Below are 23,960 nucleotides of genomic sequence, written 5' to 3' on the forward strand. Positions count from 1 at the left end.
AAGCGGCCCCCATGAAAGGAACCGCTCACGTAAATCCTTATTTTTTATCCACTTGCAGCAACGTTACGGTCTTTAAAGAATAGGTATGCATAATCTTGTCCTCAGAGATTACGTTAAGCTTGGTCAAACTTGCTACCTTCGCGGGATCTGATTTGGAGAGCATACGCCACACTTCGGGGTCTGATAGGGTTTCATATAACTTGAGATCATCATATTCTTTGCGATTTTGCATCACTAGCTTCACTTTGTAGCTTCCGATTTCAGTCTCGGTAGCCCCCTGCTCACTACAATAGCTTAGAATATCCTGCCGAAGCTCTGCTAACTCTTTTTCAATTTCCTTTTGCTTTTGCTTCAGTCGATAATACTGCTGCACCTTTTTCTCCATCACTTCACGCTCCTCTATAGACATATGTATGCCGGAAGCGCTAAATAAATAAGTTGAGTTCCCTATCATAAAATTTTATAATGAGCCGGGAACGCTAGTTTGCAGCAAACTACATTATTCCACAAAAACAATGATTCGGCAGGTGACTTATGTTTCATTCTTACTTTTTCCCAATTTCTTATGCCTTTATGATGTTTCCTATAGCGGCATTGATCTTCACACTCCCTTTTCTAATCGTTCAATACCGTAGACACGGCTACATCCATAAGCTTAGAGCTTTAATCCTATACTTATTGCTGCTCTATCTGATGAACGCTTATTTTCTCGTTTTGCTTCCGATGCCTTCCTCAAGACATAATATGGCACCTTCGGGAAGTATGATGCAGCTCGTCCCTCTTCAATTCATACAAGATATTATAGATGGTTCTAAGATCATACCTGATCAGATTTCAACGTATTGGTCATTACTGCGCGAGCCTGCTTTTTTACAGGTGATATTTAACATCGCTTTGACCGTGCCGTTTGGATTGTTTCTGGGCTACTATTTCCGAACGCGCTGGGGAATGTGTATTCTCTTGTCTTTCATACTTTCGTTATCTTTTGAGGTCACTCAGGTTACAGGCATCTACGGCTTTTTTGATCATCCCTACCGTCTATTTGATGTCGATGATCTTATAACCAACACGCTGGGAGGGATCTTTGGATTCCGAATTTCTATCTGGATAAACGGGTTACTGCCACGCATAGAACAACTGGATACGAATATCGACCGTTCTGCCAAAAGAGTCTCCTATACCCGCAGAGGGATTGCTTTTTTCATCGATAGTATGGTGTGGATCATCGGGTTTGGTGTACTTTATGGATTCGATATAAAAAGTGCTTTCTGGATTGTAACAGGGATTTACTTCATCCTGATTCCAGCTTTCACTGGTGGGCGGACCTTAGGCAAATGGATTGTACGTATTCGGGTGACGAGCAAAGGTAATCGAGCTTCTTTCTGGGCGCTTATGATCCGATATGGTCTACTATATTGGATATTACTTGGACTTCACGCGCTTGTTATCGATTCTGATGTGACAGGGCTTCTATCTTCACCATTGAGAACGGTCGCTTACCTCATTGTTCTACTGGTCGATTTAGTTTTCTTTATTCATTTAATCATTAAGGTATTCAAAAAAGATGACCAGCTAATCTATGAGAAATTAAGCCGAACCTCGCATGTTATTTCATGGCCTGAGAAAAGATTGCATACCGATGCCTCCAACAGCAGCTCTTTAGAGGATTAAAAATCTTCATTTTATATAGTATTTATACAATGGAAATTATTATAAAATAGGAAGGCAAGGATTCTCAAAATTTAGGAGATGAATGAATGGAAACTACAAGTAGCTTGCAGTTGTCTAGAAGTCTTCCAGAAGAGCAGGGCATATCATCAGCCGCAATATCCAGCTTTATTGATGCAGTAGAGACGCAAAGCTTAGGTCTGCATAGCTTCATGCTCCTTAGGCATGGGTATGTGGTCTCTGAAGGCTGGTGGTCTCCTTATAAGTCCGATCTTCCACATATGCTATTTTCCCTTAGCAAAAGCTTCACCTCAACGGCAATCGGGATTGCGGTCACAGAAAAGCTAATCACACTCGACAATTCAGTCATCTCCTTCTTCCCTGAAGAGGCTCCTGCGACTATCACTGACAATCTATCCAACATGACAATCAGACATCTATTGATGATGGGTACCGGGCATGTCGTGGATACTATGGACACACTTCATAAAAGTGCAGACGGGAATTGGGTTAAAGCTTTCTTCTCAGTCCCAGTGGAGAAACAACCAGGTACACATTTCCTATATAATACCGGCGCCACTTACATGCTGTCCGCGATCCTTCAACGAGTTACTGGCCAAACACTGCTAGAATATCTAGAACCGCGTCTGTTCGCTCCGCTCGGTATTCACGGAGCAACTTGGCAGTCTTGTCCACGTGGAATTAACACGGGGGGATTTGGCTTAAGCATTACCACAGAGGATATCGCTAAATTCGGCCAGCTTTACTTACAAAAAGGGATCTGGAATAATCAACGAATCCTGCCTGAACAGTGGATTAATGAGGCAACTTCCAAACACATTTCCAATGGCGAAGGCGATCATGACTGGGCGCTCGGATATGGTTATCAATTCTGGAGATGCCAACACGGAGCCTACCGCGCCGATGGCGCATTCGGACAACTCTGCGTTGTTCTTCCTGATCAGGATGCGGTAATTGCTATTACTGCCGCTTCAAATAGTATTCAAGGTATTTTGAATGCAGTGTGGGAGCATTTATTACCCAATATGAAAGATGTCCCTCTTCTGGAAGAACAAGCATTAACAGCCAAATTGGCAGACCAATTAAAAAACTTATCGATAGACCCTCCACAATTGCAGCGGTCATCTTTTCAAGAAGATCAATTGAATGGTATAACCTATACACTCGATGACAACCAATTTTCACTAGCTACTATCTCTATCTCTTTCAACAATGATGAAGCTGAAGTTACTTTAATAACTAAACTTGGTGAAAAGAATGTCATCCGATTAGGCCGAGGACAATGGCTCGAAAGCTTTGCACTCATCCTGGAGCCTTCCATGAACCGGATTATGTCCAGCTTTACTTGGACTGCAGAAGATCAACTTCAGTTGTCCTTGCTATTTGTTGAAATGCCTTTCTTGATTACACTTGATATTAAAATTCTAGAGAACATGCTAATCCTTAAACAGCGGATTAATGTGAATATGGGACCGCTTGAATTCGATGATATTATCGGAAGAATACAATAGGTATAGTTAATAATAGAAAGGCCGCTTCGTCCTATGCAGGAACTTAGCGGCCTTATATCCCTTTTTTTATTCCGAAAAATCAGCTAGCTTCAACATGACTGGGCAATGATCACTACCCATGATCTGACAATCAATTTGGGCATCAATTACATTAGGTGCAAGTCTAGAAGAAGCTAAGAAATAATCAATTCGCCAGCCCACATTCCGCTCTCTCACCTTCGGCATATAAGACCACCATGAATACACTCCCTCAAGCTCCGGGTGAAGATATCTGAACGTATCTATGAAGCCCGACTCAAGCAGTGTACTCATTTTCCCTCTCTCTTCATCCGTAAAACCGGAGTTCCCACGGTTAGCCTTTGCATTCTTGATATCAATATCTTCATGGGCAACATTTAGGTCTCCACAGACAACAACTGGTTTACGCTTATCCAGTTCTAAGAGATAATTACGGAAACGGTCCTCCCATTCCATTCTATATGCCAATCGAGACAGATCTCGTTTGGCATTAGGCGTATAGACGTTGACCAGATAAAAATGTTCGAACTCTAATGTAATGATCCGGCCTTCTGCTTCTTCATCTTCTTCCATCCCATATCTCGCAGAGATCGGCTTGATTTTAGAGAATATTGCCGTACCGGAATAGCCCTTCTTCACTGCGTAATTCCAATATTGATCGTATTCTTCGCCATGCTCCAGTGTAATTTGCCCTTCCTGAAGCTTTGTTTCTTGAACACAGAAGATATCCGCATCTACTTCTTTGAAATAGTCATTAAACCCTTTTTTGACACATGCCCGAAGGCCATTAACATTCCATGATACCAGCTTTATCATCGGCTTTTCTCCTTGCATTTTGCTTTAGTTATACTATTACTGCGGTTATTATATCACTATAGTGAGCTGACGGGATATGTATAGCAGCAAAAGCCGCACCTCTCTCCATTGCGGAGAATTGGTGCAGCTTTTGGTTAATTCATACGCTAGCTAACTTATAGACCAATGGCTGTAGCTGTGAATGTAATTGGGCCTTTTATTTGAATTAAACTTCCAGCATTATTACTATTAGCAAATAGAACACCCAGTGTATAAATTTGGGTTCCCGGCAGTCCACCATCCACAGCAAGCACGTTTACAATCTGAAGGTTGTTACCAGGTTCGAAGAATCGATTGAGCGGGCTACTGTATACTTTTGTAGCACCTCTGTAAATATCTACGCGAATATCATCTGTAAATGAAAAACTATCAACACCGAAACTCGCTTTTAGCTCAACTCTCGAACGATAAGTTGCAGGATTAGCCGGATCAAGAAATACAGAGGTAGTAGTTATTCCTTGACCAACACCAACCGCCAATACTGGACCATCAACAGTTAAAAACGTAGAACCATAATCAATAATTGACGCCATTCTTAACACTTCCTTTCAAGGTTATACAACATTCTATGAAAATGAACTGAACCTTGAATGGATATATCATATGGGAGAATAGTATATTTTTATCATAGATTTATATCCTAATCATTCAACATCCGTGATACAATAACCAAATTGACACTATACAAATATTATTAAATACGTGAGGTAAAGAGACTTATGAATGCACCAACACTATTACGAGGGTTTAACTTTTTGTATTTTGCGTTGCTGGCTATGTTTATTCCTTTTCTGCCAGTCTATTTAGGGGAGCAGGGTCTTAACCCGGCGCAAATTGGATTCATTATTGGTACTGGAGGGTTTGTTACCATTATTGCTCAACCCTTATGGGGGATGATCAGTGACAAAACAAGAACGATCCGCAAAGTGCTGTTAATTCTGTTGTTATGCTCTGCGGTAACGGGATACTTTTTATTCGATTCTAGCAGCTACGTGCGACTTATTCTTTTTGCGATGCTGCTCTATTTCTTCTTAATGCCTATCGATCCGCTAGCTGAAAGCCTGAATTTCCGAATCTCTGAGGCAGCTGGAATTAGTTATGGTTCGATACGTACATACGGTGCGTTAGGGTACGGTGTTATGGCCCTACTCACAGGTTATGTGATGAGTTATTTCGGTTCACAAGGGATGGCCTTGCTGTTCGTCGCGATTAGTCTTACAAGCTTCGTAGTCAGCTGGTTCATGCCAGATGCTCCGGTGACCGGTAAACCGGTCACACTTGACAGCCTGAAGCATTTTCTTAGCAACAAAGAAACACTGCTATTTCTAGTGCTCATCTTTATTAGCTCCGTTCCCGCACGAATGAACGATACCTTCCTTGGAGTTTATATTCGCGAGCTTGGTGGTAGTCCTGAATTAGTTGGTCAATCGTTCTTTATCGCCGCAATGAGTGAAATTATTGTGTTCGCCTTAAGCTTTTGGTGGCTGCGCAAAGGAAAAGAGCTAATCATTATTTCGATTTCTGGAGCCTTTTATTTTCTTCGATTCTTTATTTCGGCCTGGATTTTGGATCCGCATTTATTAGCTTATTTACAGATTCTACAAATCCTTACCTTCCCGGTATTCTACTCTGCAGCTATTCAGTATCTATATAGTATTGTGCCTGTGGAATGGCGTGCTACGGGTCAAACTGTGTTGGCGTTACTGTTCTTCGGTGTATCAGGAATTCTCGCCTCTTATGCAGGTGGAGCATTATATGAAGCCTTTGGAGGTAAGGTCCTTTATTTAACAATTTCCGTGATGTCATTTATCGGTATGCTGTTCGGATTGATATTGTACAGAATCTATGGAAGTAAACACGCTAATAAAAAGAATATAGCCACTCATTAATCTTCCAGCATTCAATAGTCTTACACTTCAAGTTCATGCACTGTTGGTCGCAGCACTCTAGTTGATAATTCAGCTAGAGATGCTTTTCTATGAACTTCTACCTAAGTCATTCTTTATGCTGCTCCATAAGCTGTTTCAGTTTGATTTCAGTATTTGAATCCGCGGCAGGCGTATAAATACTACAACGTAAATCTGTGCTGCCTTGAACCTGTAGTGAAGTTAAATGAAATAACATTTTCCCTGCTTTGGCATGTCTGAATTCCAATAGCACATCTGGAGCAGAGCTTACACGACTTTGTTCCCACATTTCATTAAACGCTGGATGCAGTCCCTTTAATTCCTCAATAAATTCATCATACCAACGATCCTCTACATATTGTCCGTAATACGCTCTGAAGATGGATAGATAACCACTTACAAATTGTTCCCAATTTACAGCTAAACGTCTGAACTCCTTACGAACAAATAACAAACGAATCATGTTTCTCTCCTCGATGGGCAGCTTAGAGAAATCTAGAAACACATGTGCTGCAGCCTCATTCCAACCAACAATCCCGCAACGTCGGTCTGAAATAATCGTAGGACAAGTCTTAAGCTCCTGTAAAATTTTCTGTAGAGAAGGACTAATTACTGAGGATTCCTCTTGCTGAAATAGAACATTCCCTGTTCCAGTCTCTAGTGCTAGTGCAAAAAGATATTTCCGCTCATCATTAGTTAGCTTTAGGGCAGTCGCAATACAGTCTAGAACAGACGAAGATACTTTAATATCCCTGCCCTGTTCTAGCCACGTATACCAGGTACTGCTTACCCCCGCTAACTGTGCAACTTCTTCCCTGCGAAGTCCAGGCGTTCTCCTGCGCGTGCCCTCTGGCAGCCCAACAGAGCTGGGTGAGATCGCAGCACGGCGTGCTTTTAAGAAATCTGATAATGCCTGCAATCTCGTCTGATTAGCCATACGCTTCCTCTCCTCTCTGTTACATTCTTTAGTATAGTACAAATTATACTATGATAAACGATAACTTGTAATAGGATAAAATAAGTGGAAAAATACCTATATACACTTCTTGAGGAGGTTCATTATGGAACGCGTAGTTATTACAGGTATGGGCTTAATCTCGCCCCTTGGAAATACAATAGAACAATTCTGGGATCGTCTAGTTTCTGGTGAGTCGGGTATTTCCCCAATCACTTCATTTGATACCTCTAACTTTAAGACAAAGATCGCGGGAGTCGTGCATGATTTCGATGCGGAGGCCAGATTTGGCCGTAAAGAAGCACGCAGAATGGATAGATTTAGTCAGTTCGCTCTGGCAGCCGCTGAAGATGCCTGGACACATTCCGGTCTACAGCTTGATAAGATTGACAAGGAACGTCTCGGGGTTTATGTAGGATCAGGCGTTGGTGGAATTCAAACCTTGATGGAACAAGGGAATGTGCTAAAGGGCCGCGGACCAGATCGGGTCAGCCCCACTTTAATTCCCATGATGATCTCTAATATGGCTGCGGCGATGATCAGCATTAAATTAGGAGCTTTAGGTCCTACAATGTCTCCAGTAACTGCCTGCTCTATTGGAAATACGGCAATCGGTGAAGCCTTCCGGTTGATCCGTTATGGAGGTGCCGACATCGTAATTGCTGGTGGATCAGAAGCAGCCATTACTGAAATCTCTTTAGCCAGTTTCGGCAATGCCACCTCCTTATCCACTCGAAATGAGGAGCCGATTAAGGCGAGTCGGCCTTTTGACGGGGAACGTGACGGATTTGTTATCGGTGAAGGTGGCGGAATAGTTATTTTGGAGTCACTTTCTCATGCGCAGCGTAGAAACGCCAAGATTCACGGAGAGGTTATCGGTTATGGTGCCAGCTCTGATGCCTATCATATGGTCGCCACCCATCCAGAAGGAATTGGTGCTTATCAAGCGATGAAGCTGGCCATGAATGAAGCTAATCTCCAGCCCGAAGAGGTGGATGTAATTAGTGCTCATGCCACGAGTACAGTAGTAGGTGACCGCTCTGAGACCCTTGCGATAAAGAAGTTATTCGGTGATCAAGCCTACCAGATTCCCGTAACCGCTAATAAGTCCATGACTGGACACGCCTTAGGGGCGGCCGGTGGCCTAGAAGCTATTGCCCTAATTAAGAGCATTCAAGAAGGAATCATCCCACCTACCATTAATCAGGAGGTCAAAGATTCCATCTGTGATTTAGATTATGTCCCGAACATTGCGCGAAAATCTGATCTTACTATAGGCATGTCTAACTCCTTTGGTTTCGGTGGGCATAATGCTGTCATTGTGATTCGAAAGTTTGAAGATTGACCAATCATCCATAAAACGGGGTTCCGACTTAGTCATTCTTAGGACTAATTGGTACCCCGTTTCTACTGCCAATTTCAAAAAAATCTGTTATTCCATCGTTGATACGTGGCTCCCCCAGATAGAGATACCTTCCTTGGAAACCGCAGTAAACGTCATAACGTTACTAGCTGTTGCTTCATTCCACTCTTTCAGGAACACCCCATTATAAGTAGAACCGTCAATGGTAAGCTCAGCAGTATGATCATCAATAAGCTTCCATTTCCCTTTTACTGCTCCTTTAATCTTACCGCTCTTAGTGAATTCAATCAGCTCCGACTGCACGATATCAGCCGTAATGTCTTTGTTATGGTTTACATATTTATATTCGCCTGAAATTTGCTCTTTTGTGTATTTCTCTATGCTCTCTCCGCCATAGCGGTGCGGGGCTACAACCGGCCAGCCCTCACTGTTCATAAACATCTGATGAACTCTTACCTCATGCTTTTCTCCACGATTCGGGAACCGTGTATGGAAGATCAGATAATACTTGCCATTCTCTTCATCATAAAACGCTGAGTTATGACCTGGTGATACATATCCTTCTCCACTCACTGGCAGCTCGTCATCTGTATTCAAGAATTCAAAATTCCCCATTAGCTTCACTCCATAAGGAGCATATGCTGGATCATCGAACAATACGGATGGCGATCCTTGTGCATTAATCATATCTTGACCCTCAGAATCTTCGAAAGGTCCATCAGGCGCCTTTGAACGAGCTACACGGATGTTATATCCACCGTCTGCAGCCAGACCACCGTAGGATAGGAACAGATAGTAGTAATCCGTTTCCGGACTGTACAGCATATATGGAGCTTCTATCCGAGCATGGTTCGCACCCAAAAGCTTTTTGCCATAACCTTGATCTGGCAGCGGGAAGCCTGTATTCGCATCTAGTTCCATAATAAAAATACCACCGGAGTAAGAGCCATAGACCATCCACAGCTTCCCTTCTTTATCAAAGAACACATCCGGATCTACTACATTCGGCTTTTGAGTGGCATCATATATTTCTCCATCATCACCCTTGCCCATCATACCTGACTTCAGAATGATTCCTTTATTCTTATAAGGTCCCTCAATATTGTCCGACACAGCTATGCCGAGTGCAGACAACGGGGAATCCCCTTTACAAGCATTGTAATACATATAGTATTTGCCATCCGCCAATTGGATAACATCGGGTGCCCATAAGGTATCCGTCTGTGCCCATTTTAATGCTTCAGCAAACTCCTCTTTGACATTAGGAATGAGAACGTTTCCTTCTACCACCCCAGAGGACAGCTGAGTCCAAGACATCAGATCATTTGATTTAGCAGATGCTAAATGAGAGCCGAACACATAGTATTTGTTATCTGTCATAATGATCGACGGATCATGTACAGATACATTTTTGAAGACAGGCTGGGCAGAGTCAGCTACGTTATTTGTGTTGCTGGAACTAGCTGAATTGTCATTGCACGCGGTTACTGCTAATAATGAAACGCTGATCATTGTAGTCATAATTGCTTTTCTCATCGTTATACCTCCTATGTATGCCTTTTCATTTTGAAACGAAAACAAACAATAGTCAATCCTTTTATTTAACTAAGTTCGTATTAATTCATATTTATTTAAATAATAGTGAACATTCATACACATAAAAAAACGCCAAGCCATCGAAATGGCCTGACGTTTCTTTTATATTTTACGTAAAATAATCTCTTTAATTAGCGCCTTCTTGTACCAAAACTGGCTCTGGATAAGCATTCTTAAGCACACGTTGTCTGTTCTTAACAACTGCCGGCGGTTCCACCTTAGGAGCCATCGGATGCATTAGCCAAGACTTCACCATATGGGTATCCGAAACCTTATACATTGGAGGCTCTTTCTCCATATCGATTTGCATAGCGTAAGTGGAACGTAGTGCGAAAGCATCGCCCTTAGGCGGTTTGATCAAATCTGGAGGAGTACCAGGAATTGCTGTTAGCAAAGATCCTTTGCTCTCTAGACTTGGCATGGAAGCTAGCAAGCCCCAAGTGTATGGGTGTCTTGGATCGTAGAAGATCTCTTCCGCTGTTCCCATTTCAACAATTTGTCCAGCATACATTACAGCTACACGATCTGCCATTCTTGCTACAACCCCGAGATCATGGGTGATAAAAATAATAGCTGTATCAATCTTCTTCTGCAATTCCTTCATCAAATCAAGGATTTGTGCTTGGATGGTTACGTCGAGCGCAGTAGTCGGCTCATCCGCAATCAGAAGCTTAGGGTTCGCAGCAAGTGCCATTGCAATAACAACACGTTGACGCATACCACCACTGAATTCATGTGGATATTGATTGAAACGACGTTCTGGAGAAGGAATACCTACAAGATTGAGAAGCTCAATCCCACGTTTATTCGCATCAGCCTTGGAGATGTTCTCATGTTTAAGCAGCACTTCAGTAATTTGTCTGCCGACCTTCATCATTGGGTTCAGAGAGGTCATCGGATCTTGGAAGATCATACCGATCTCTTTACCGCGGATCTTCTGCATCTGCTTCTCTGTCTTGCCAATCAAATCTTGTCCATCGAACAGAATCTGTCCGCGTTTATATTCTCCTGGTGGTGTGGGAACTAGCTTCATAACCGCTTGTGAGGTTACACTTTTACCGGAACCTGACTCCCCAACAATCGCTAGAGTTTCACCTTTATCTACATGGAAGCTAACACCACGGATCGCTTGTACCTCTCCGCCGTGTGTTTTGAATGATATCGCTAAGTCTTTTACCTCTAAAAGGCGCTCCATCTTGTCACCCTCTCATTTCCTCGTCAATTATGATAATGATTCTCAGCATGTTGTAAGCAATAAGTATTATTTTATCTAGTTTTAAGGGTTCTAGTCAAGATTTTTCTGAAAAAAATACGGCTAACCTCACACTTTAGTACTAGATCTAATTATTGCGTGCTCAATAGTTGCGATAGCTCCTCTTTAAAATACGCAAATAGAGAATAAGGAAGAACTACTAGGTACTGCTAAATACAATAAATGGTATGGAAGGAATACTGCCATGATTCTAAAGCCCACTATCAAAATATACACGAATAATACAACCAAAGCAAAAGTTACATGGTCATGTACTTCAGTAAGCAATGCTATTTGTGCATAAATGATCATGAAACAAACGTAGTATTGACAGCGGCTACAGCAAACTTACGGTATCAATATGTACACTCAGCCGTTCAAATATAAGAATTCTCCCCTACTGTTGCTCAGTCTCCCTATCTGTCATGTTGTAGTTGTGTCAAAAATGTGTTAATTCATGAACCGCTTCCAGCCCTCAAGCAGATTATCATGCGCCCACTCAAGGTGACCTTGGCTATCGTACTTACGCGAATAACACTCGATGAAGTAAATTAAGTCGATATATAAGTCGTAGAGTTTTTTACGGGCATGTTCGTTTGGGCTGTCGAAGCTATTCCCGTAACCTCTGCAGAAATGCTCTGAATTCTCAATATAGCGAAAATAATATTCCATAAGTGGATCGCCCCAAAGTGCCCGTTCCCAATCAATCAATGCAACAATGCGGCCCTCTCGCACAAACACATTGCCATCCCATAAATCCCAATGTATTAGACGAGGCTCAACGACTGCGTCCATAACATGTAAGTGACTTTTGATCTCTGCCTCAACAGTTTCTAACGGAATGGGCATTTCTACCTTTAAACGACGTGCATCTTCAAGCAGATTCATTATCAAATGTTTAAAAGTTTCCCGCCATGAAGTTCCTTTTACTGGTGTGGACGCACTAAATAATCCGAAACGCTCACCAGGAATTTCATTAATTAAACGGGAATAACGACCTAACTCTTCCTCAATACTTATTCTCTGCTGCGAGCTTAGCGCTTCCTTAATTTCATTATAGGGCTGGCCAACTATTTTCTCCATGAAAAAAAACTCACTTGAAATCATTTCTTTACTGTTATCATAAGCGTATACCTCAGGCACAGGTACTGTCCCTTTTGACTTCATCAGTCGCATCGCCGCAACCTCTACAGACATAATATCATGCTCGTAACTAAGGGTATCTGCTTCAGCTGACGGTGCTATCTTAAGAATCATGTCTCTTCCATCTGATAATAAAAGGTCATATGCTGCGTTAAAATAGCCACCTGTCAGTTCAGTACTTCGCTGAATGCTCACATGGCTTCCAAAAGTAACACCTACCAAATCATTCTGTTGCTCTGTCGTTAATTTTGTTTTAGTAAAGCTCTCCAAGATCTCACCACCATAATGAAATAAGTATCAAAGGATAAACAATCCTTCTCCATTTGATTGAAAATTGTTAAAATTAGAACAAACGAGTCTCATTAGCCTGCTTTTTATGAAAGAGAGGAAACGATTAACATGATTATTAAACCTAGAACACGCGGCTTTATCTGTACTACCGCACACCCGCAAGGTTGCGCTCGTCAAGTAGAGCGGCAAATCGAATATATCCAGACACAACCCGAGATCAAAGGACCACGCAAGGTGCTTGTCATTGGCGCCTCTACAGGATATGGCCTCGCCTCACGGATTACAGCCGCCTTTGGGGCTGGAGCCAGCACAGTAGGCGTCTACCGCCAGAGCAGCAGCAATGGAGCCCGTACAGCCTCTGCTGGATGGTACAATTCAGCAGCCTTTGAGGAACTTGCAGAGAAAGCTGGACTTCAATCCTACAGCGTAACCGGTGATGCCTTCTCCAAAGAAACTAAGGATAGAACCATACAGCTGATTCGCAGTGAATTGGGACAAGTTGATCTAGTCATCTACAGCGTTGCTTCTGCCCGTCGAACAGATCCTGTGACGGGTGAAGTTTATAACTCCGTAATTAAACCTATAGGAGATACCTACACTAATAAAACCGTAAACTTTCATACGGGTGAAGTTAGTCAAATTTCTATTGAGCCTGCTACAGACAAAGAAATCGATGATACCATTCGAGTGATGGGTGGTGACGATTGGCAGCTTTGGATTGAAGCTCTCCATCAAGCCGGAGCTTTGGCCGATCATGCCACCACCATCGCATTCTCATATATCGGGCCGGAGATTACCCAGTCTGTATATCGTAAGGGAACGATTGGACGCGCAAAAGATCATCTAGAATTAACAGCACACACTCTTAACGATGAACTATCTAGTATAGACGGTCGAGCTTATGTAGCAGTTACGAAAGGACTGGTCACACAGTCTAGCTCAGCAATTCCTGTCGTCCCCCTGTACACTTCTGCGCTATACAAAGTCATGAAAGAGAAAGGACTTCATGAGGGTTGTATTGAGCAAACCTATCGGTTGTTTGCAGAACGTCTTTATGCGATCGAAGGGACTTCTGTGGATGAAGAAGGGCGTATCCGAATCGATGACTGGGAGATGTCCCCGGATGTACAGGATCAAGTGACTCGAATCTGGGATAAACTCACGACAGACAATATCTATGAATTGACAGATCTAGAAAGCTACAAACAGGAGTTTTTCCAGTTATTCGGATTTGAGACTGAGGGTGTAGATTATGAAGCTGAGACTGATCCAGACGTAACGGTTACCAATCAGCGGTAAACAATACATTATGTTGCGGACTATCTTCTAGCAGATGTTAGTGGTTGCTCAAGTGCATACAATTCTTCTTCAATGGAAATCATCTTTTGCTCAATCACTTTACGGGCATCTGCCAGTGCCTGATTATAAATATAAGGTGAGAGTTCTTTGAGCATAAAATCAAGAAGATTCTCACTTGCTAATTGGCCAATTTCGCTAGACAGCTCCGTTTCAAAATAATCCTGAATGCTGGATGTAATTTGTAGTTTGTGTTCTCTCTGTATTTTTATCGGCTGCATGATCGTCCTCCAATTTGTATGATTTAAAATTCAGATTATTAATACAGGAAAAATGACGTGCTTGCGCACGTCATTTCTTATATCTATACCCTTTAATCTAAACCCACCACATTTCTGCTAGTGGCTCCTCAATCAATACTTGTTGAAGGTTACTTACAGCTTTGGAGAAGCCTTCTTCCACAGACATCAATCCATCTTCATGCTCAATACTGACCACATAATCATATCCTACCAAACGAAGAGCGCTCATAATATCAGCCCAAGTCTTAAGATCATGTCCAAAGCCAACCGAACGGAACTGCCATGCACGGTCAAGCATTTTGGTATAAGATTGCATATCAGTTAAGCCATGCATATTGACATTGACTGGATCAATAACTGTATCTTTAGCGTGGAAGTGATGGATTGCGCCTTGGCGGCCTAAAATATGAATTGCCTGCACTGGATCAATTCCTTGCCACCACATATGGCTCGGATCAAGGTTAGCTCCGATTACTTCACCTGCAGCTTCTCTCAACCGCAGTAGAGTAGCAGGTGTGTGAACGGAGAATCCGCCGTGCAGCTCAAGACCAACCTTCACATCATGCTCTGCGGCAAAGGCTCCCCATTCAGTCCAGTAAGGAATCACTTTATTTTCCCATTGCCAATCCAGAATTTCTTGATAATCATTTGGCCATGGAGCTACCGGCCAGTTCGGATACTTGGCACCCTCATGATCACCTGGACAGCCAGAGAACGTATTAACGACTGGAACTCCTAGCTTCTGCGCCAATTTGACCGAGTTCACAAAGTCCTCATGATCCTTCTGGGCAAGCTCTTTTTGTGGGTGTAGGGGATTTCCGTGACAGCTCAATGCACTGATCGTCAATCCACGGGATTCCACAGCATGTTTGAATTCTTTCAATGCTGTCTCATTCTCGAGAAGCATCTTAGGATCACAATGGCTGTTACCAGGATTCCCTCCTGTACCAATCTCTACCGCCTTTAGTCCTTTGGACGCTACATAATCAAGAGCATCCTCCAGCTTGCGACCCCCAAACAAGACCATAAATACTCCAAGTTTCATTGTAAGTCACCTCTTTTGTAAATAGTTTACTTACCTTCACCATACATATCGAAGTCTTTTACTACTTGGTTCTTCTCAGCAGATTCAAAAATAGCTTCAATCAAATTCTGAACACGCATTACTTCGGCATTCTTAACGATTGGCTCTGCTGTTCCCTCAATAACGGCTGCGAAATTGTCATAGAAGCTAGAGCCTAGCTCCGCAGGTTGAGGTAAAGCTTCTGTAATTGTAGCCCCTTCTGAAGGAGGCGCCATTGTTTTGGTTAATCCAACACCAGCACGTATAGGCTTAGGCTCGATCTTTTCACCTTCATTGTTTCTGGTTACTAAACGTCCAGTTAAAGACCAATCTTCGATAATACCCGTTCCTTCAATACCCTTCACATACCATCTAGGCAGCGTAATAAAGTTAGTTGTCCCAACCTCAACGATAGCTTTAATTCCATTCTCAAATTGCAGGATGGCTTCAAAGCCATCATCTACATCATTGCCTAGAATAAAGCTCAGACTGCTGCTCACACTGATGACTTTGCTATCGATCATAAATAAGAGCTGATCTAATAAATGAACGCCCCAATCTAGCAGCATTCCTCCACCTTGTGCCTTGACATGGCGCCAGTCTCCTGGAATACCATTCGCTCCATGTACGCGAGATTCAAGCTGGAACAAAGAACCGATGGTCTCTTGATCATACATTTTTTTGATGGTTAAGAAATCCTCATCCCAACGTCTGTTCTGATGTACCATGAACACACGTCCTGCTTCATCCGCAGCATCCAGCATATCTTGAAGCTCTTCCTTGGACATAGCGACTGGCTTCTCACAAATAACATGTTTGCCAGCTTGTAGCGCACGTATAGCGATTTCTTTGTGTACATCGTTTGGTGTCGCAATAAGAACAATCTCAACTGCAGGATCTGCTAATACTTCTTCATAACTTTCATATACCTTGTAACCAGCATTGATGGAGTCCGCACGACGTGCTTCAAGCAAGTCGTATGTCCCTACCACTTCTAGGGAGTTAGTCTCCTTAATTAATTTCGCGTGATAACTTCCCATTCCACCAAAGCCAACGATGACTACGGAATGTATCTTTGAGCTCATGACTTCCACTCCTACTTCCCTATTAATTATCTGATGTGCCGTCAAAATACACAGCGCGACCTGTACGTGAAGATTCATAAATAGCTTCCAAGATTTGAGTAACAACGAGGGCCTGCTCAGGTTTAACTACAGGTTCCTTGTCTTCTCTAACCGCCTCAAGCCACAAGCGAGCTTCACGATCAGATTCATTTTCCTGTCCACCATCAAAGAACGCTACTCCACCAGCAGACAAGTCTACTTTGGTCTCATACAGACGTCCACCACGGTCACCGTTTAGGCGCAGACCATCCTTCATATCTGCACCACCTTCTGTACCTGCAAGAAGCGTCTGAGCTTCTCGATATTCAGATACATTTAGTGCCCAGCTGGATTCAAGTACAATTGTAGCACCATTTTCCATGGTAATAAATCCAAAAGCTGAATCTTCTACCTTAAATTGCTCAGGATCCCAAGGACCAAAGGCATTTCCAGCGTTCTTTCGGTTACTCAGCTTATGGAAAGATGAGCCCATAACACTGCGTGGTTTATAATTATCCATCATCCATAAAGTAAGATCAAGTGCATGCGTACCGATATCGATCAGTGGGCCGCCGCCTTGCTTTTCTTCATCCAAGAACACGCCCCAAGTAGGAACCGCACGACGACGAAGGGCAATTGCTTTTGCATAATAGATATCACCTAGTTCGCCGTTTTCGCAGAGTGCTTTAAGGTATTCACTATCCGAACGATAACGGTTCTGGTAAGCGACAGACAACTTCATCCCCGTACGCTTCGCAGCATCCAACATTTCTTGTGCTTGGGCAGTGGTTTTAGCCATTGGTTTCTCGCACATTACATGGTTACCTGCATCCAATGCAGCAATAGTAATCACGGAGTGACTGTCATTTGGTGTACATACATGAACAATATCAAATCCGCCAGCTTTCAAAAGCTCAGTGTAATCTGTATAAACAGCAGCGCCTTCAGCGCCATAAGTCTGAGCGGCTTTCTGTGCACGCTCTTCTATGATATCGCAGAAAGCTACCATTTCAGCATCCTTCTGACGTGACAAACTTGGCATATGTTTCCCATTTGCAATACCACCGCAACCTACAATAGCAATTCTCAACTTATTAGACATTAACTTTTCCTCCTTGATTTGCGTATGCTTTTACCCATTTCAAACTATCTTCTACACTTTCTAATGGTGAACGACTGCAGAAATCCTGCTCTACTACCGCCCACTCCACATTTGCCTGTACAGCTGCATTTAAAATTGCAGTAAGGTTCACTTCACCTTCACCTAGTACAACAGTTTCCGGAGATCCGTCTTCTTTTTTCTTCAAATCCTTCAGATGGATGATCGGCAGTCGACCTGCGTATTTATTGATATATTCAACTGGATCATAGCCTGCATGATGTACCCAGCAAGTATCCATTTCCACTTGCAACAGGTCAGCCGGCACCTCTTCAAACAATCCATCAAAAGCAGTACGGTCACTATCACCATATTTATCTGTTAACTCGAAATCATGATTGTGATACAGAAGAACTGCTCCGCCCGCTTTGCACTTTTCTCCAATAACCTTCAGATTCGCGGCAACCTCTACATAGTTACGTTGTTCTTCTGACAAATAAGGAACAATCAAATTTGGATTTCCAATCTCAAGATTGTAAGAGATCTCTGCTTCTGTATCATTCAGCAATGTGTCATATGGACGATGTGCGCCGAGCGCAACCAGTCCAAGCTCATTTAGCAATTGTTTGACTTCTGCTGCAGTGCGGCCGAAATAGTGAAAAAACTCTACGCCTTTATATCCAAGGGCTGCTACCTTACGCAGTGTTCCTTCAAAATCCTGTTCCAATTCTTCTCTAAGCGTGTACAATTGCAGACCTATCTTCAGCATTTTCTAATCACTCCAATGGGTTTAGGGTTAGCTTACTAATTCATTTAAACTTCTTTCTACTGCTCGTCCCCAAAGAGATCAACAGCAGCAATCACTTGAACAATAATGCTGTTGCAGAATTGACTAATCTGATTCCCATTAGTTTCCTTCAACTGCCATCCTTGTTTGCATAGCTAATATCGACTCCGTATAGCGTGGATGGTCGATTTCTTTCTTTATTGCTTAGGTACATAGTAATATGAAAGCGTATATAATAAAATGAATAATATGATTAAAACATGAACAATCTGATTATCATTTCTAGACATCAAGGAGGACACATGAATCAATCAACTACCTGTCACGTTTTATCTGCTGGATTTTCCTTTCACCGCAAACCTTTTCATATGTCACATAGCCATGGAAATCAGAACTATTTAATTCGTCTGCAAACAGAGGGCCGAAGCCGAGCAATGATCGACGGTGTGATGACTCCAGTGGAGAGCGGCGATATCATGCTGTTTGCTCCTAATGATCCTTACTATTTAATCATTGATAAGGAAGAGTATCCTGTAGGTAAGCCGCGGATTGAAAGCGGAGATTATCATATTTTTTGTGAAGGAACCTGGATTGTTGAATGGTGGGAACGTGCTCAGAGACCCTCACTCTTAAGTGTGCCACTGAGTGAGAATTTCCTCGGCTTATTTCGTCAGCTGATTCTTGAGCACAGACGTCTTTCCGATTTCTCACCAGCGATATCTGCCTGTTATCTGCAAATCCTGTGTATGGAAATCGACAGACTCATTACAGATCAGCCAGCGATTACGCCTAAAGGCTATCTAGCTTACCGAATGAAGCAATATGTTGAGGAGCATGCAACCTTACCTTTTCTGTTGGAGGATGTTGCCGCACATGTAGATATTTCCGTCTCCCGTGCCGTTCATTTATTTAAGGAGGCCTTCGGGACCAGTATTATCAAATATGTAAATGATGTCCGGCTAGAGATGGCAAGAGAACGAATAACCTTCAGTCCGATGCCGCTGGAGCAAGTAGCTGAAACCTGCGGTTTCGCGAACTATACTTATTTTCACCGTGTATTCCGAAGTCGTTTCGGCATGTCCCCTAGACAGTACCGTGTACACAGCAGAACTCAAGTATAATATAGAGGTGAATTGCATCAACAAAAATAGGGCTATCCCTATAGTAGATAAACTACTGAGAGGATAACCCTCGTTTCTATATTCAAACAATAGTCATGTTAATGAGATGATTATTCTTTTTCAGCTGAAATAATCAGGAACATCGGTCTGCGATCCTCGTCCTTCATCCACGGATCATCGCTCATTTCATCAGAAGGCTTAGGCTCCTTAACTGCTTTGATAGCAAACCCGGCTCCAATCAAGTCATTGAAGTAGGTTGAGATTGTACGATGATATTTAATCACATTTTCTGTTAAGAAGGTCGTTTCACGCAATCCCTCAGACTGATAATGATCTACAGGCCAATGAAGACGATTGCCTTGGTCATCCACATACCAATCCTGTTCATTTCGAGAAGTAAAGATGGGATGCTCCACTGAAAATATAAAGCTGCCGCCTGGCTTAAGGTAAGTATGAACCTTGCGACAGATAGCTTCAAAAGATTTTACATAATGCAAGGCCAATGAACTGATGACCACATCAAATTGTTCGCTCGCAAATTCAATATCCTCAATCGGCATCTGGATATAAGAAATAGCTGGATCGTCTGTTTTTTCACGCGCTTCTTGAAGCATTTTTTCAGAGATATCTACGCCAACGACTGAGCTTGCCTGCTGCTCGCGTGCATATAGACAATGCCAGCCAAATCCGCAGCCTAAATCAAGAACACTTTTATTATGTAAGTCTGGGATCAGAGGTTGTAATACATGCCATTCTCCAGCTGCTTCAAGCCCACCAATGGAACGAGGCATTTGTTTATAGGCTGAGAAGAAATTCGTATCGTCGTATTTATTTTGTTTCATCAGTTATATATCTCCTATCCATAATGTCTTCCATCAGTATATTCTTAGTGACACATTATTTTCAAATCGCCAAATAAAAAGGAGCATCATCTTGGAAGATCCGCTCCTTGTGTTTGTTCTTATTCAATTGCTGTTGTTTGCTCGGCGTTAACCGTACATGCTGTGAAATGGCGCCATAATCTCCATTGGATCTTCGACTTTGAGCTGCGCACCAGGTTCCTGAGCGCTCTGCCTTTAACAAGGCTTTTTGAGTCTTGGTTCGTGCCATGTGGCACCACTCTCCTATTCATAGATGAACTATTAGACAACTACAGTTTAACATAATACAGACTATGAGCGCAGCCAGAATTCCGTTACAATGAGATCACTGCTAGTTTTCTTACTTATCTAAATAGATTCGGAGGTTTTTAGTGATGAAATACGATGTTTTGTACGAGGGTGCTTTTGCAATGTTAAAGGTATATTTGGACCCCGGCGAAAGTGTTAAAGCTGAGATGGGCGCAATGGTTGCCATGTCTCCTAACGTAGAATTAAAAGGAACCGCTGATGGAGGCGTAATGCGGGGTCTGGGAAGAATGCTGAGCGGTGAAAAGTTCTTCTTCCAGGAACTCAGAGCTATCCGTGGTCAAAGTGAGGTACTATTGTCTCCAGGATCATTAGGTGATATCCAAGCTATCGAATTAGATGGATCCTATAAGCTGTTAGTTCAAAAGGACGGATTCTTAGCCGGTACGGAAGGCATTCAAGTAAATACCAAAATGCAAAATTTAACACGCGGACTTTTCTCTGGAGAAGGCTTCTTCATTGTAGAAATCAGCGGCAGAGGAACAGTATTCCTGTCCTCCTTCGGAGCGATCCACGCCATTAATTTAGCACCTGGTGAAGAGATGATTATCGACAATGGACATCTCGTCGCTTGGCCAGATTATATGGACTATAAGGTAGAAAAAGCAGCCTCGGGTTGGTTGAACAGTTTAACCAGTGGTGAAGCGCTTGTCTGCCGATTCCGCGGAGAAGGTGTAATCCTCGTTCAGAGCCGTAACCCTGGGAGCTTCGGAACGTGGATTAAATCCTTCGTGCCCACTCGAAGCTAAGAAAAATGACACAGGATTTCCCGTAAGTAGGATTTCCTTTAACAGTTTAAAAGGCATTGTAGCGCTTCTCTGGTTTTTAAAAAGCGCTGCTTTGCGTGCAAATTAAGGAATATCTCCCTATAATTCAGAGATTTCTGCGCATTTGACTACTAATTAGGGAAATCCTCCCTATAATTCAACTGATTTGTTGTGAAATATAGATATTTCGCCGATTTATAGGGAGGATTTCCCCATTTCCATTCATATCGGCCAATTATCAGTTATTTAGAGGGAGTATTTCCCTAATTACTCTCCGAAAAAGAGGCCGCCCCATGAGTAGCATTTACTACTTCTGAGGCAGCCTCTTCTTTTAATTAGAAAGCGGGATTATGAGACCGCTTTGTTTGCTTTTTCTTTTTTGCAGCCGGTTCGTTTACATGTGTCATAAGTACCCTTGAAATCTAGGCGGTGATCCGTGACGTTAAAGCCATATTCACGTTCCACTCTTTTCTCCAGCTCCACAAGCCAGTCATCCTTAATTTCCTCCAACCTGCCGCACACGCTGCATATCAAATGATGATGCATGTGAGAATGATCATTCCCGCGCAGATCGTAACGAGCGACTCCATCTCCGAAGTTCATCTTTTCTACAATGTGAAGCTCGCATAAGAGCTCAAGTGTACGGTATACCGTTGCCAGCCCTAAATGCGGATAACTGTTCTTGACAAGCATATATACTTCTTCTACGCTGAGATGATCTTTCTCATTATCGAGCAATATGTTCACTATGGCCTCACGCTGGGGCGTTAATTTATATTTTTGCGCCGCAAAAAGCTGACTGATATTTGAAATTTGATCCATTTGATCTCCTACCTTCCCGGAATGATTTAACATCCGTATCCACTGAGACGCACCCATTTATGCATCAAATATTAAACGTAAATAGTAATCTTTACGATATAATCATATCAAAAATAATCACGAATGAATAGAGCCTGACATCATTATAACATTTCAGCTCTCTTATCCAAAGTTCTTTCATCCATTCCTGCCTATTTTTCTGCCAAAATCTACTTTTTCGTGAAATATTATAGGTTTGACCGCAACCTTTCCATATTTTTCTGCGTTTAAGTTTGTGATAGCGGCCACGAGGCCTATCCATACAACGAGGTGAAATAACCATGAATATGAAAAAAAGAACATTAGCCGCGATTACAACCGTTACGATTCTCTCCTTCTCTTTGGGTGGCCAAATATTTGCAGCCGGAAATACCTTTAAGGATATTGATAATATAAACGGCAAAGAAAAAATTATTTCTTTAAAAAATCAAGGCTTGATCAAAGGGGTTAGTGAATCCCAATTCTTGCCCAGCTCCAAAGTAACAACAGCACAAGGGATCCAGTTCATTTCGGGTGGACTCCAGCTTAGTCTCGCGGCTATTGATTTCAACAAAGCTCCCGTTGCCAGTGGCTTGTTCACGAAAGTCAAGGATAAAGCTTGGTACGCTGAAGCCTTTATCAATGCGTATTACAATCATGTCGAGCTTCCTAAGGACATTGATCCAACCAAAACAATGACCAAAGAAGAGTTCACCAATTATCTAGTGCAAGGGGTCGAAGGCATTGGGAATCTGCCGATGATCAATATAGTGCCCGTAGATATCGCTGACGATGCTGCGCTGAATCCTTCTTATCAAGGCAGCATTCAACGTTCTCTTAAATACAAGATTAATAGTTTAGACGCCAATGGGAAGTTTAATCCAAAAAGTGAAATCACTCGCGCCGAAGCTGCGATTATGCTCTATAATGCTTTGGAATTTCTGAAGACCGGTATTAAATCCTAACCTAGAAGCGACACACCAATAACATTGAATGGTAAACAAGAAAAAGCAGCCCAGGTATAGTCCTGGACTGCTTTTTTGCGTCTTGATCGTCTTCTATACTTCTTCTCCACTAATTCTGTTCAGAAATTGTAGAGCACGAGGATGCTGCGGATGCTCAAGAACTTCTTGCGGAGTCCCTTGCTCTAGAATATGGCCTCCATCCATCAGAATGATCCGGTCAGCCACATCCGCAGCAAATTTCATCTCATGGGTCACTATCACCATAGTCATTCCCTCTGCCGCTAACTGTTTAATAACCTTAAGTACTTCCCCCACCAACTCTGGATCAAGCGCAGAGGTAGGCTCATCGAACAACAGCACCTCTGGATCTACTGCCATGGCACGAGCGATAGCTACCCGTTGCTGCTGGCCACCAGACAGTTGGTGCGGATAAGCATCCGCTTTGTCCGCCAAGCCAACTTTAGTTAACAACTGAAGGGCACGTTCGCGTGCTTCGTCCTTGGATCGTTTCTGGACCGTCACCTGCCCTTCCATCACGTTGCCTAGTGCAGTCATATGCGGAAAAAGATTATAGGACTGAAAAACCATCCCTGTTTTATGGCGTAATGCCAAAATGGACTTCTGGGGGATTTTCTTGTTATCCGTGAAATTAATTTTAATATCACTGAGCGATAAGCTTCCTTGATCAGGGACTTCAAGCAGATTAAAGCAGCGTAAAAGCGTTGTTTTGCCTGAACCCGATGGGCCAATAATGACCAGTACCTTGCCATGTTCCATTTCGAGATCAATGCCCTTTAATACCTGCAGCTCACCGAAGGATTTATGCAAATTAAGTATTTCAATCATAATT

General features: G+C 42.6%; 24 protein-coding genes. 8 read left to right on the forward strand and 16 right to left on the reverse strand.

Features of this window, described 5'->3' with window-relative positions:
- Nucleotides 1-37: 37 nt before the first annotated feature.
- Nucleotides 38-385: a hypothetical protein gene (locus tag ACQKMP_RS02145; RefSeq protein ID WP_042187563.1), complete on the reverse strand. Its 348-nt coding sequence runs from the start codon at nucleotides 383-385 to the stop codon at nucleotides 38-40.
- 149 nt (nucleotides 386-534) lie between these two features.
- Here ACQKMP_RS02145 and ACQKMP_RS02150 point away from each other — a divergent pair, with 149 nt between their 5' ends.
- Both ACQKMP_RS02150 and ACQKMP_RS02155 read left to right on the forward strand, forming a co-directional pair.
- A complete protein-coding gene (locus ACQKMP_RS02150) occupies nucleotides 535-1,671 on the forward strand; it encodes a VanZ family protein (protein WP_042187561.1) in 1,137 nt (378 codons plus the stop codon).
- An 86-nt stretch (nucleotides 1,672-1,757) separates the two neighbouring features.
- On the forward strand, nucleotides 1,758-3,200 hold the full coding sequence (locus tag ACQKMP_RS02155; RefSeq protein ID WP_379421799.1) for a serine hydrolase domain-containing protein: 1,443 nt from the start codon (nucleotides 1,758-1,760) through the stop codon (nucleotides 3,198-3,200).
- A gap of 66 nt (nucleotides 3,201-3,266) precedes the next feature.
- Here the strand turns inward: ACQKMP_RS02155 and ACQKMP_RS02160 are convergent, their stop codons facing one another.
- A complete protein-coding gene (locus ACQKMP_RS02160; RefSeq protein WP_076283362.1) occupies nucleotides 3,267-4,031 on the reverse strand; it encodes an exodeoxyribonuclease III in 765 nt (254 codons plus the stop codon).
- A 158-nt stretch (nucleotides 4,032-4,189) separates the two neighbouring features.
- A complete protein-coding gene (locus tag ACQKMP_RS02165) occupies nucleotides 4,190-4,606 on the reverse strand; it encodes a hypothetical protein (RefSeq protein ID WP_339247570.1) in 417 nt (138 codons plus the stop codon).
- A 186-nt stretch (nucleotides 4,607-4,792) separates the two neighbouring features.
- Between ACQKMP_RS02165 and ACQKMP_RS02170 the strand changes: the two genes are divergently transcribed.
- A complete protein-coding gene (locus ACQKMP_RS02170) occupies nucleotides 4,793-5,962 on the forward strand; it encodes an MFS transporter (protein WP_042187555.1) in 1,170 nt (389 codons plus the stop codon).
- A gap of 106 nt (nucleotides 5,963-6,068) precedes the next feature.
- On the opposite strand, the gene ACQKMP_RS02175 is transcribed toward ACQKMP_RS02170, so the two are convergent.
- Complete coding sequence (locus ACQKMP_RS02175; RefSeq protein WP_339803105.1) at nucleotides 6,069-6,917, reverse strand: helix-turn-helix transcriptional regulator; 849 nt, start codon at nucleotides 6,915-6,917, stop codon at nucleotides 6,069-6,071.
- Between the two features lie 124 nt (nucleotides 6,918-7,041).
- On the opposite strand from ACQKMP_RS02175, the gene fabF reads away from it, so the two are divergent.
- Entirely contained in the window at nucleotides 7,042-8,280 is a 1,239-nt protein-coding gene (gene fabF, locus ACQKMP_RS02180) for a beta-ketoacyl-ACP synthase II (RefSeq protein ID WP_339247561.1), read from the forward strand.
- 87 nt (nucleotides 8,281-8,367) lie between these two features.
- Here fabF and ACQKMP_RS02185 read toward each other — a convergent pair whose 3' ends face one another.
- The 3 genes from ACQKMP_RS02185 to ACQKMP_RS02195 form a co-directional block, all read right to left on the reverse strand.
- Nucleotides 8,368-9,834 carry a glycoside hydrolase family 43 protein gene (locus ACQKMP_RS02185; protein ID WP_042187550.1) on the reverse strand — a complete coding sequence of 489 codons (1,467 nt, stop codon included), beginning with the start codon at nucleotides 9,832-9,834 and terminating at the stop codon, nucleotides 8,368-8,370.
- A 187-nt stretch (nucleotides 9,835-10,021) separates the two neighbouring features.
- Nucleotides 10,022-11,089, reverse strand: coding sequence for an ABC transporter ATP-binding protein (locus tag ACQKMP_RS02190; protein ID WP_042187548.1), 1,068 nt, complete (start codon nucleotides 11,087-11,089; stop codon nucleotides 10,022-10,024).
- A 507-nt stretch (nucleotides 11,090-11,596) separates the two neighbouring features.
- Nucleotides 11,597-12,559, reverse strand: coding sequence for a phosphotransferase family protein (locus tag ACQKMP_RS02195; RefSeq protein ID WP_052404261.1), 963 nt, complete (start codon nucleotides 12,557-12,559; stop codon nucleotides 11,597-11,599).
- Between the two features lie 129 nt (nucleotides 12,560-12,688).
- On the opposite strand from ACQKMP_RS02195, the gene fabV reads away from it, so the two are divergent.
- Nucleotides 12,689-13,879, forward strand: coding sequence for an enoyl-ACP reductase FabV (fabV, locus tag ACQKMP_RS02200; protein WP_427468748.1), 1,191 nt, complete (start codon nucleotides 12,689-12,691; stop codon nucleotides 13,877-13,879).
- 20 nt (nucleotides 13,880-13,899) lie between these two features.
- Here the strand turns inward: fabV and ACQKMP_RS02205 are convergent, their stop codons facing one another.
- The 5 genes from ACQKMP_RS02205 to ACQKMP_RS02225 all read right to left on the reverse strand — a co-directional run bounded on the left by ACQKMP_RS02205 (nucleotide 13,900) and on the right by ACQKMP_RS02225 (nucleotide 18,212).
- Nucleotides 13,900-14,157: a DUF2164 domain-containing protein gene (locus ACQKMP_RS02205; protein ID WP_042187544.1), complete on the reverse strand. Its 258-nt coding sequence runs from the start codon at nucleotides 14,155-14,157 to the stop codon at nucleotides 13,900-13,902.
- Nucleotides 14,158-14,254: 97 nt separating this feature from the next.
- Nucleotides 14,255-15,223: a sugar phosphate isomerase/epimerase family protein gene (locus ACQKMP_RS02210; protein ID WP_042187542.1), complete on the reverse strand. Its 969-nt coding sequence runs from the start codon at nucleotides 15,221-15,223 to the stop codon at nucleotides 14,255-14,257.
- Nucleotides 15,224-15,249: 26 nt separating this feature from the next.
- Complete coding sequence (locus ACQKMP_RS02215) at nucleotides 15,250-16,326, reverse strand: Gfo/Idh/MocA family protein (RefSeq protein WP_427468749.1); 1,077 nt, start codon at nucleotides 16,324-16,326, stop codon at nucleotides 15,250-15,252.
- Between the two features lie 22 nt (nucleotides 16,327-16,348).
- Nucleotides 16,349-17,446 (reverse strand): Gfo/Idh/MocA family protein, encoded by a 1,098-nt coding sequence (locus ACQKMP_RS02220; protein WP_427468750.1) that lies wholly within the window; start codon nucleotides 17,444-17,446, stop codon nucleotides 16,349-16,351.
- Nucleotides 17,439-18,212: a sugar phosphate isomerase/epimerase family protein gene (locus tag ACQKMP_RS02225; protein WP_427468751.1), complete on the reverse strand. Its 774-nt coding sequence runs from the start codon at nucleotides 18,210-18,212 to the stop codon at nucleotides 17,439-17,441. The genes ACQKMP_RS02220 and ACQKMP_RS02225 overlap by 8 nt, the downstream gene beginning before the upstream one ends.
- Nucleotides 18,213-18,532: 320 nt before the next feature.
- Between ACQKMP_RS02225 and ACQKMP_RS02230 the strand changes: the two genes are divergently transcribed.
- On the forward strand, nucleotides 18,533-19,351 hold the full coding sequence (locus ACQKMP_RS02230) for an AraC family transcriptional regulator (protein ID WP_042187534.1): 819 nt from the start codon (nucleotides 18,533-18,535) through the stop codon (nucleotides 19,349-19,351).
- A 110-nt stretch (nucleotides 19,352-19,461) separates the two neighbouring features.
- Here the strand turns inward: ACQKMP_RS02230 and ACQKMP_RS02235 are convergent, their stop codons facing one another.
- Both ACQKMP_RS02235 and ACQKMP_RS02240 read right to left on the reverse strand, forming a co-directional pair.
- Nucleotides 19,462-20,193 (reverse strand): class I SAM-dependent methyltransferase, encoded by a 732-nt coding sequence (locus tag ACQKMP_RS02235; RefSeq protein WP_076282853.1) that lies wholly within the window; start codon nucleotides 20,191-20,193, stop codon nucleotides 19,462-19,464.
- Between the two features lie 61 nt (nucleotides 20,194-20,254).
- Nucleotides 20,255-20,461, reverse strand: a complete 207-nt coding sequence (locus tag ACQKMP_RS02240) for a hypothetical protein (RefSeq protein WP_042187530.1) — start codon at nucleotides 20,459-20,461, stop codon at nucleotides 20,255-20,257.
- A 145-nt stretch (nucleotides 20,462-20,606) separates the two neighbouring features.
- On the opposite strand from ACQKMP_RS02240, the gene ACQKMP_RS02245 reads away from it, so the two are divergent.
- Nucleotides 20,607-21,287, forward strand: coding sequence for a TIGR00266 family protein (locus ACQKMP_RS02245; protein WP_042187527.1), 681 nt, complete (start codon nucleotides 20,607-20,609; stop codon nucleotides 21,285-21,287).
- A 366-nt stretch (nucleotides 21,288-21,653) separates the two neighbouring features.
- Here the strand turns inward: ACQKMP_RS02245 and ACQKMP_RS02250 are convergent, their stop codons facing one another.
- Complete coding sequence (locus tag ACQKMP_RS02250) at nucleotides 21,654-22,127, reverse strand: Fur family transcriptional regulator (protein WP_042187525.1); 474 nt, start codon at nucleotides 22,125-22,127, stop codon at nucleotides 21,654-21,656.
- A gap of 320 nt (nucleotides 22,128-22,447) precedes the next feature.
- Here ACQKMP_RS02250 and ACQKMP_RS02255 point away from each other — a divergent pair, with 320 nt between their 5' ends.
- Nucleotides 22,448-23,110 (forward strand): S-layer homology domain-containing protein, encoded by a 663-nt coding sequence (locus ACQKMP_RS02255; protein WP_042187523.1) that lies wholly within the window; start codon nucleotides 22,448-22,450, stop codon nucleotides 23,108-23,110.
- A 93-nt stretch (nucleotides 23,111-23,203) separates the two neighbouring features.
- Here ACQKMP_RS02255 and ACQKMP_RS02260 read toward each other — a convergent pair whose 3' ends face one another.
- Entirely contained in the window at nucleotides 23,204-23,956 is a 753-nt protein-coding gene (locus ACQKMP_RS02260; protein ID WP_427468752.1) for an amino acid ABC transporter ATP-binding protein, read from the reverse strand.
- Between the last annotated feature and the right edge of the window lie 4 nt (nucleotides 23,957-23,960).

The organism is Paenibacillus sp. NPDC101420, from assembly GCF_050277435.1.
Lineage (GTDB): Bacteria > Bacillota > Bacilli > Paenibacillales > Paenibacillaceae > Paenibacillus_AQ.

Excerpts from the sequence above, each read along its gene's own strand:
- fabF (WP_339247561.1), top strand. The coding sequence starts at position 7,042 with ATGGAACGCGTAGTTATTACAGGTATGGGCTTAATCTCGCCCCTTGGA.
- ACQKMP_RS02205 (WP_042187544.1), bottom strand. The coding sequence starts at position 14,157 with ATGCAGCCGATAAAAATACAGAGAGAACACAAACTACAAATTACATCC.
- ACQKMP_RS02260 (WP_427468752.1), bottom strand. The coding sequence starts at position 23,956 with ATGATTGAAATACTTAATTTGCATAAATCCTTCGGTGAGCTGCAGGTA.
- ACQKMP_RS02210 (WP_042187542.1), bottom strand. The coding sequence starts at position 15,223 with ATGAAACTTGGAGTATTTATGGTCTTGTTTGGGGGTCGCAAGCTGGAG.
- ACQKMP_RS02225 (WP_427468751.1), bottom strand. The coding sequence starts at position 18,212 with ATGCTGAAGATAGGTCTGCAATTGTACACGCTTAGAGAAGAATTGGAA.
- ACQKMP_RS02165 (WP_339247570.1), bottom strand. The coding sequence starts at position 4,606 with ATGGCGTCAATTATTGATTATGGTTCTACGTTTTTAACTGTTGATGGT.
- ACQKMP_RS02230 (WP_042187534.1), top strand. The coding sequence starts at position 18,533 with ATGAATCAATCAACTACCTGTCACGTTTTATCTGCTGGATTTTCCTTT.
- ACQKMP_RS02145 (WP_042187563.1), bottom strand. The coding sequence starts at position 385 with ATGGAGAAAAAGGTGCAGCAGTATTATCGACTGAAGCAAAAGCAAAAG.
- ACQKMP_RS02220 (WP_427468750.1), bottom strand. The coding sequence starts at position 17,446 with ATGTCTAATAAGTTGAGAATTGCTATTGTAGGTTGCGGTGGTATTGCA.
- ACQKMP_RS02235 (WP_076282853.1), bottom strand. The coding sequence starts at position 20,193 with ATGAAACAAAATAAATACGACGATACGAATTTCTTCTCAGCCTATAAA.
- ACQKMP_RS02215 (WP_427468749.1), bottom strand. The coding sequence starts at position 16,326 with ATGAGCTCAAAGATACATTCCGTAGTCATCGTTGGCTTTGGTGGAATG.
- ACQKMP_RS02185 (WP_042187550.1), bottom strand. The coding sequence starts at position 9,834 with ATGAGAAAAGCAATTATGACTACAATGATCAGCGTTTCATTATTAGCA.
- ACQKMP_RS02240 (WP_042187530.1), bottom strand. The coding sequence starts at position 20,461 with ATGGCACGAACCAAGACTCAAAAAGCCTTGTTAAAGGCAGAGCGCTCA.
- ACQKMP_RS02150 (WP_042187561.1), top strand. The coding sequence starts at position 535 with ATGTTTCATTCTTACTTTTTCCCAATTTCTTATGCCTTTATGATGTTT.
- ACQKMP_RS02255 (WP_042187523.1), top strand. The coding sequence starts at position 22,448 with ATGAATATGAAAAAAAGAACATTAGCCGCGATTACAACCGTTACGATT.
- ACQKMP_RS02190 (WP_042187548.1), bottom strand. The coding sequence starts at position 11,089 with ATGGAGCGCCTTTTAGAGGTAAAAGACTTAGCGATATCATTCAAAACA.
- ACQKMP_RS02175 (WP_339803105.1), bottom strand. The coding sequence starts at position 6,917 with ATGGCTAATCAGACGAGATTGCAGGCATTATCAGATTTCTTAAAAGCA.
- ACQKMP_RS02250 (WP_042187525.1), bottom strand. The coding sequence starts at position 22,127 with ATGGATCAAATTTCAAATATCAGTCAGCTTTTTGCGGCGCAAAAATAT.
- fabV (WP_427468748.1), top strand. The coding sequence starts at position 12,689 with ATGATTATTAAACCTAGAACACGCGGCTTTATCTGTACTACCGCACAC.
- ACQKMP_RS02245 (WP_042187527.1), top strand. The coding sequence starts at position 20,607 with ATGAAATACGATGTTTTGTACGAGGGTGCTTTTGCAATGTTAAAGGTA.
- ACQKMP_RS02170 (WP_042187555.1), top strand. The coding sequence starts at position 4,793 with ATGAATGCACCAACACTATTACGAGGGTTTAACTTTTTGTATTTTGCG.
- ACQKMP_RS02155 (WP_379421799.1), top strand. The coding sequence starts at position 1,758 with ATGGAAACTACAAGTAGCTTGCAGTTGTCTAGAAGTCTTCCAGAAGAG.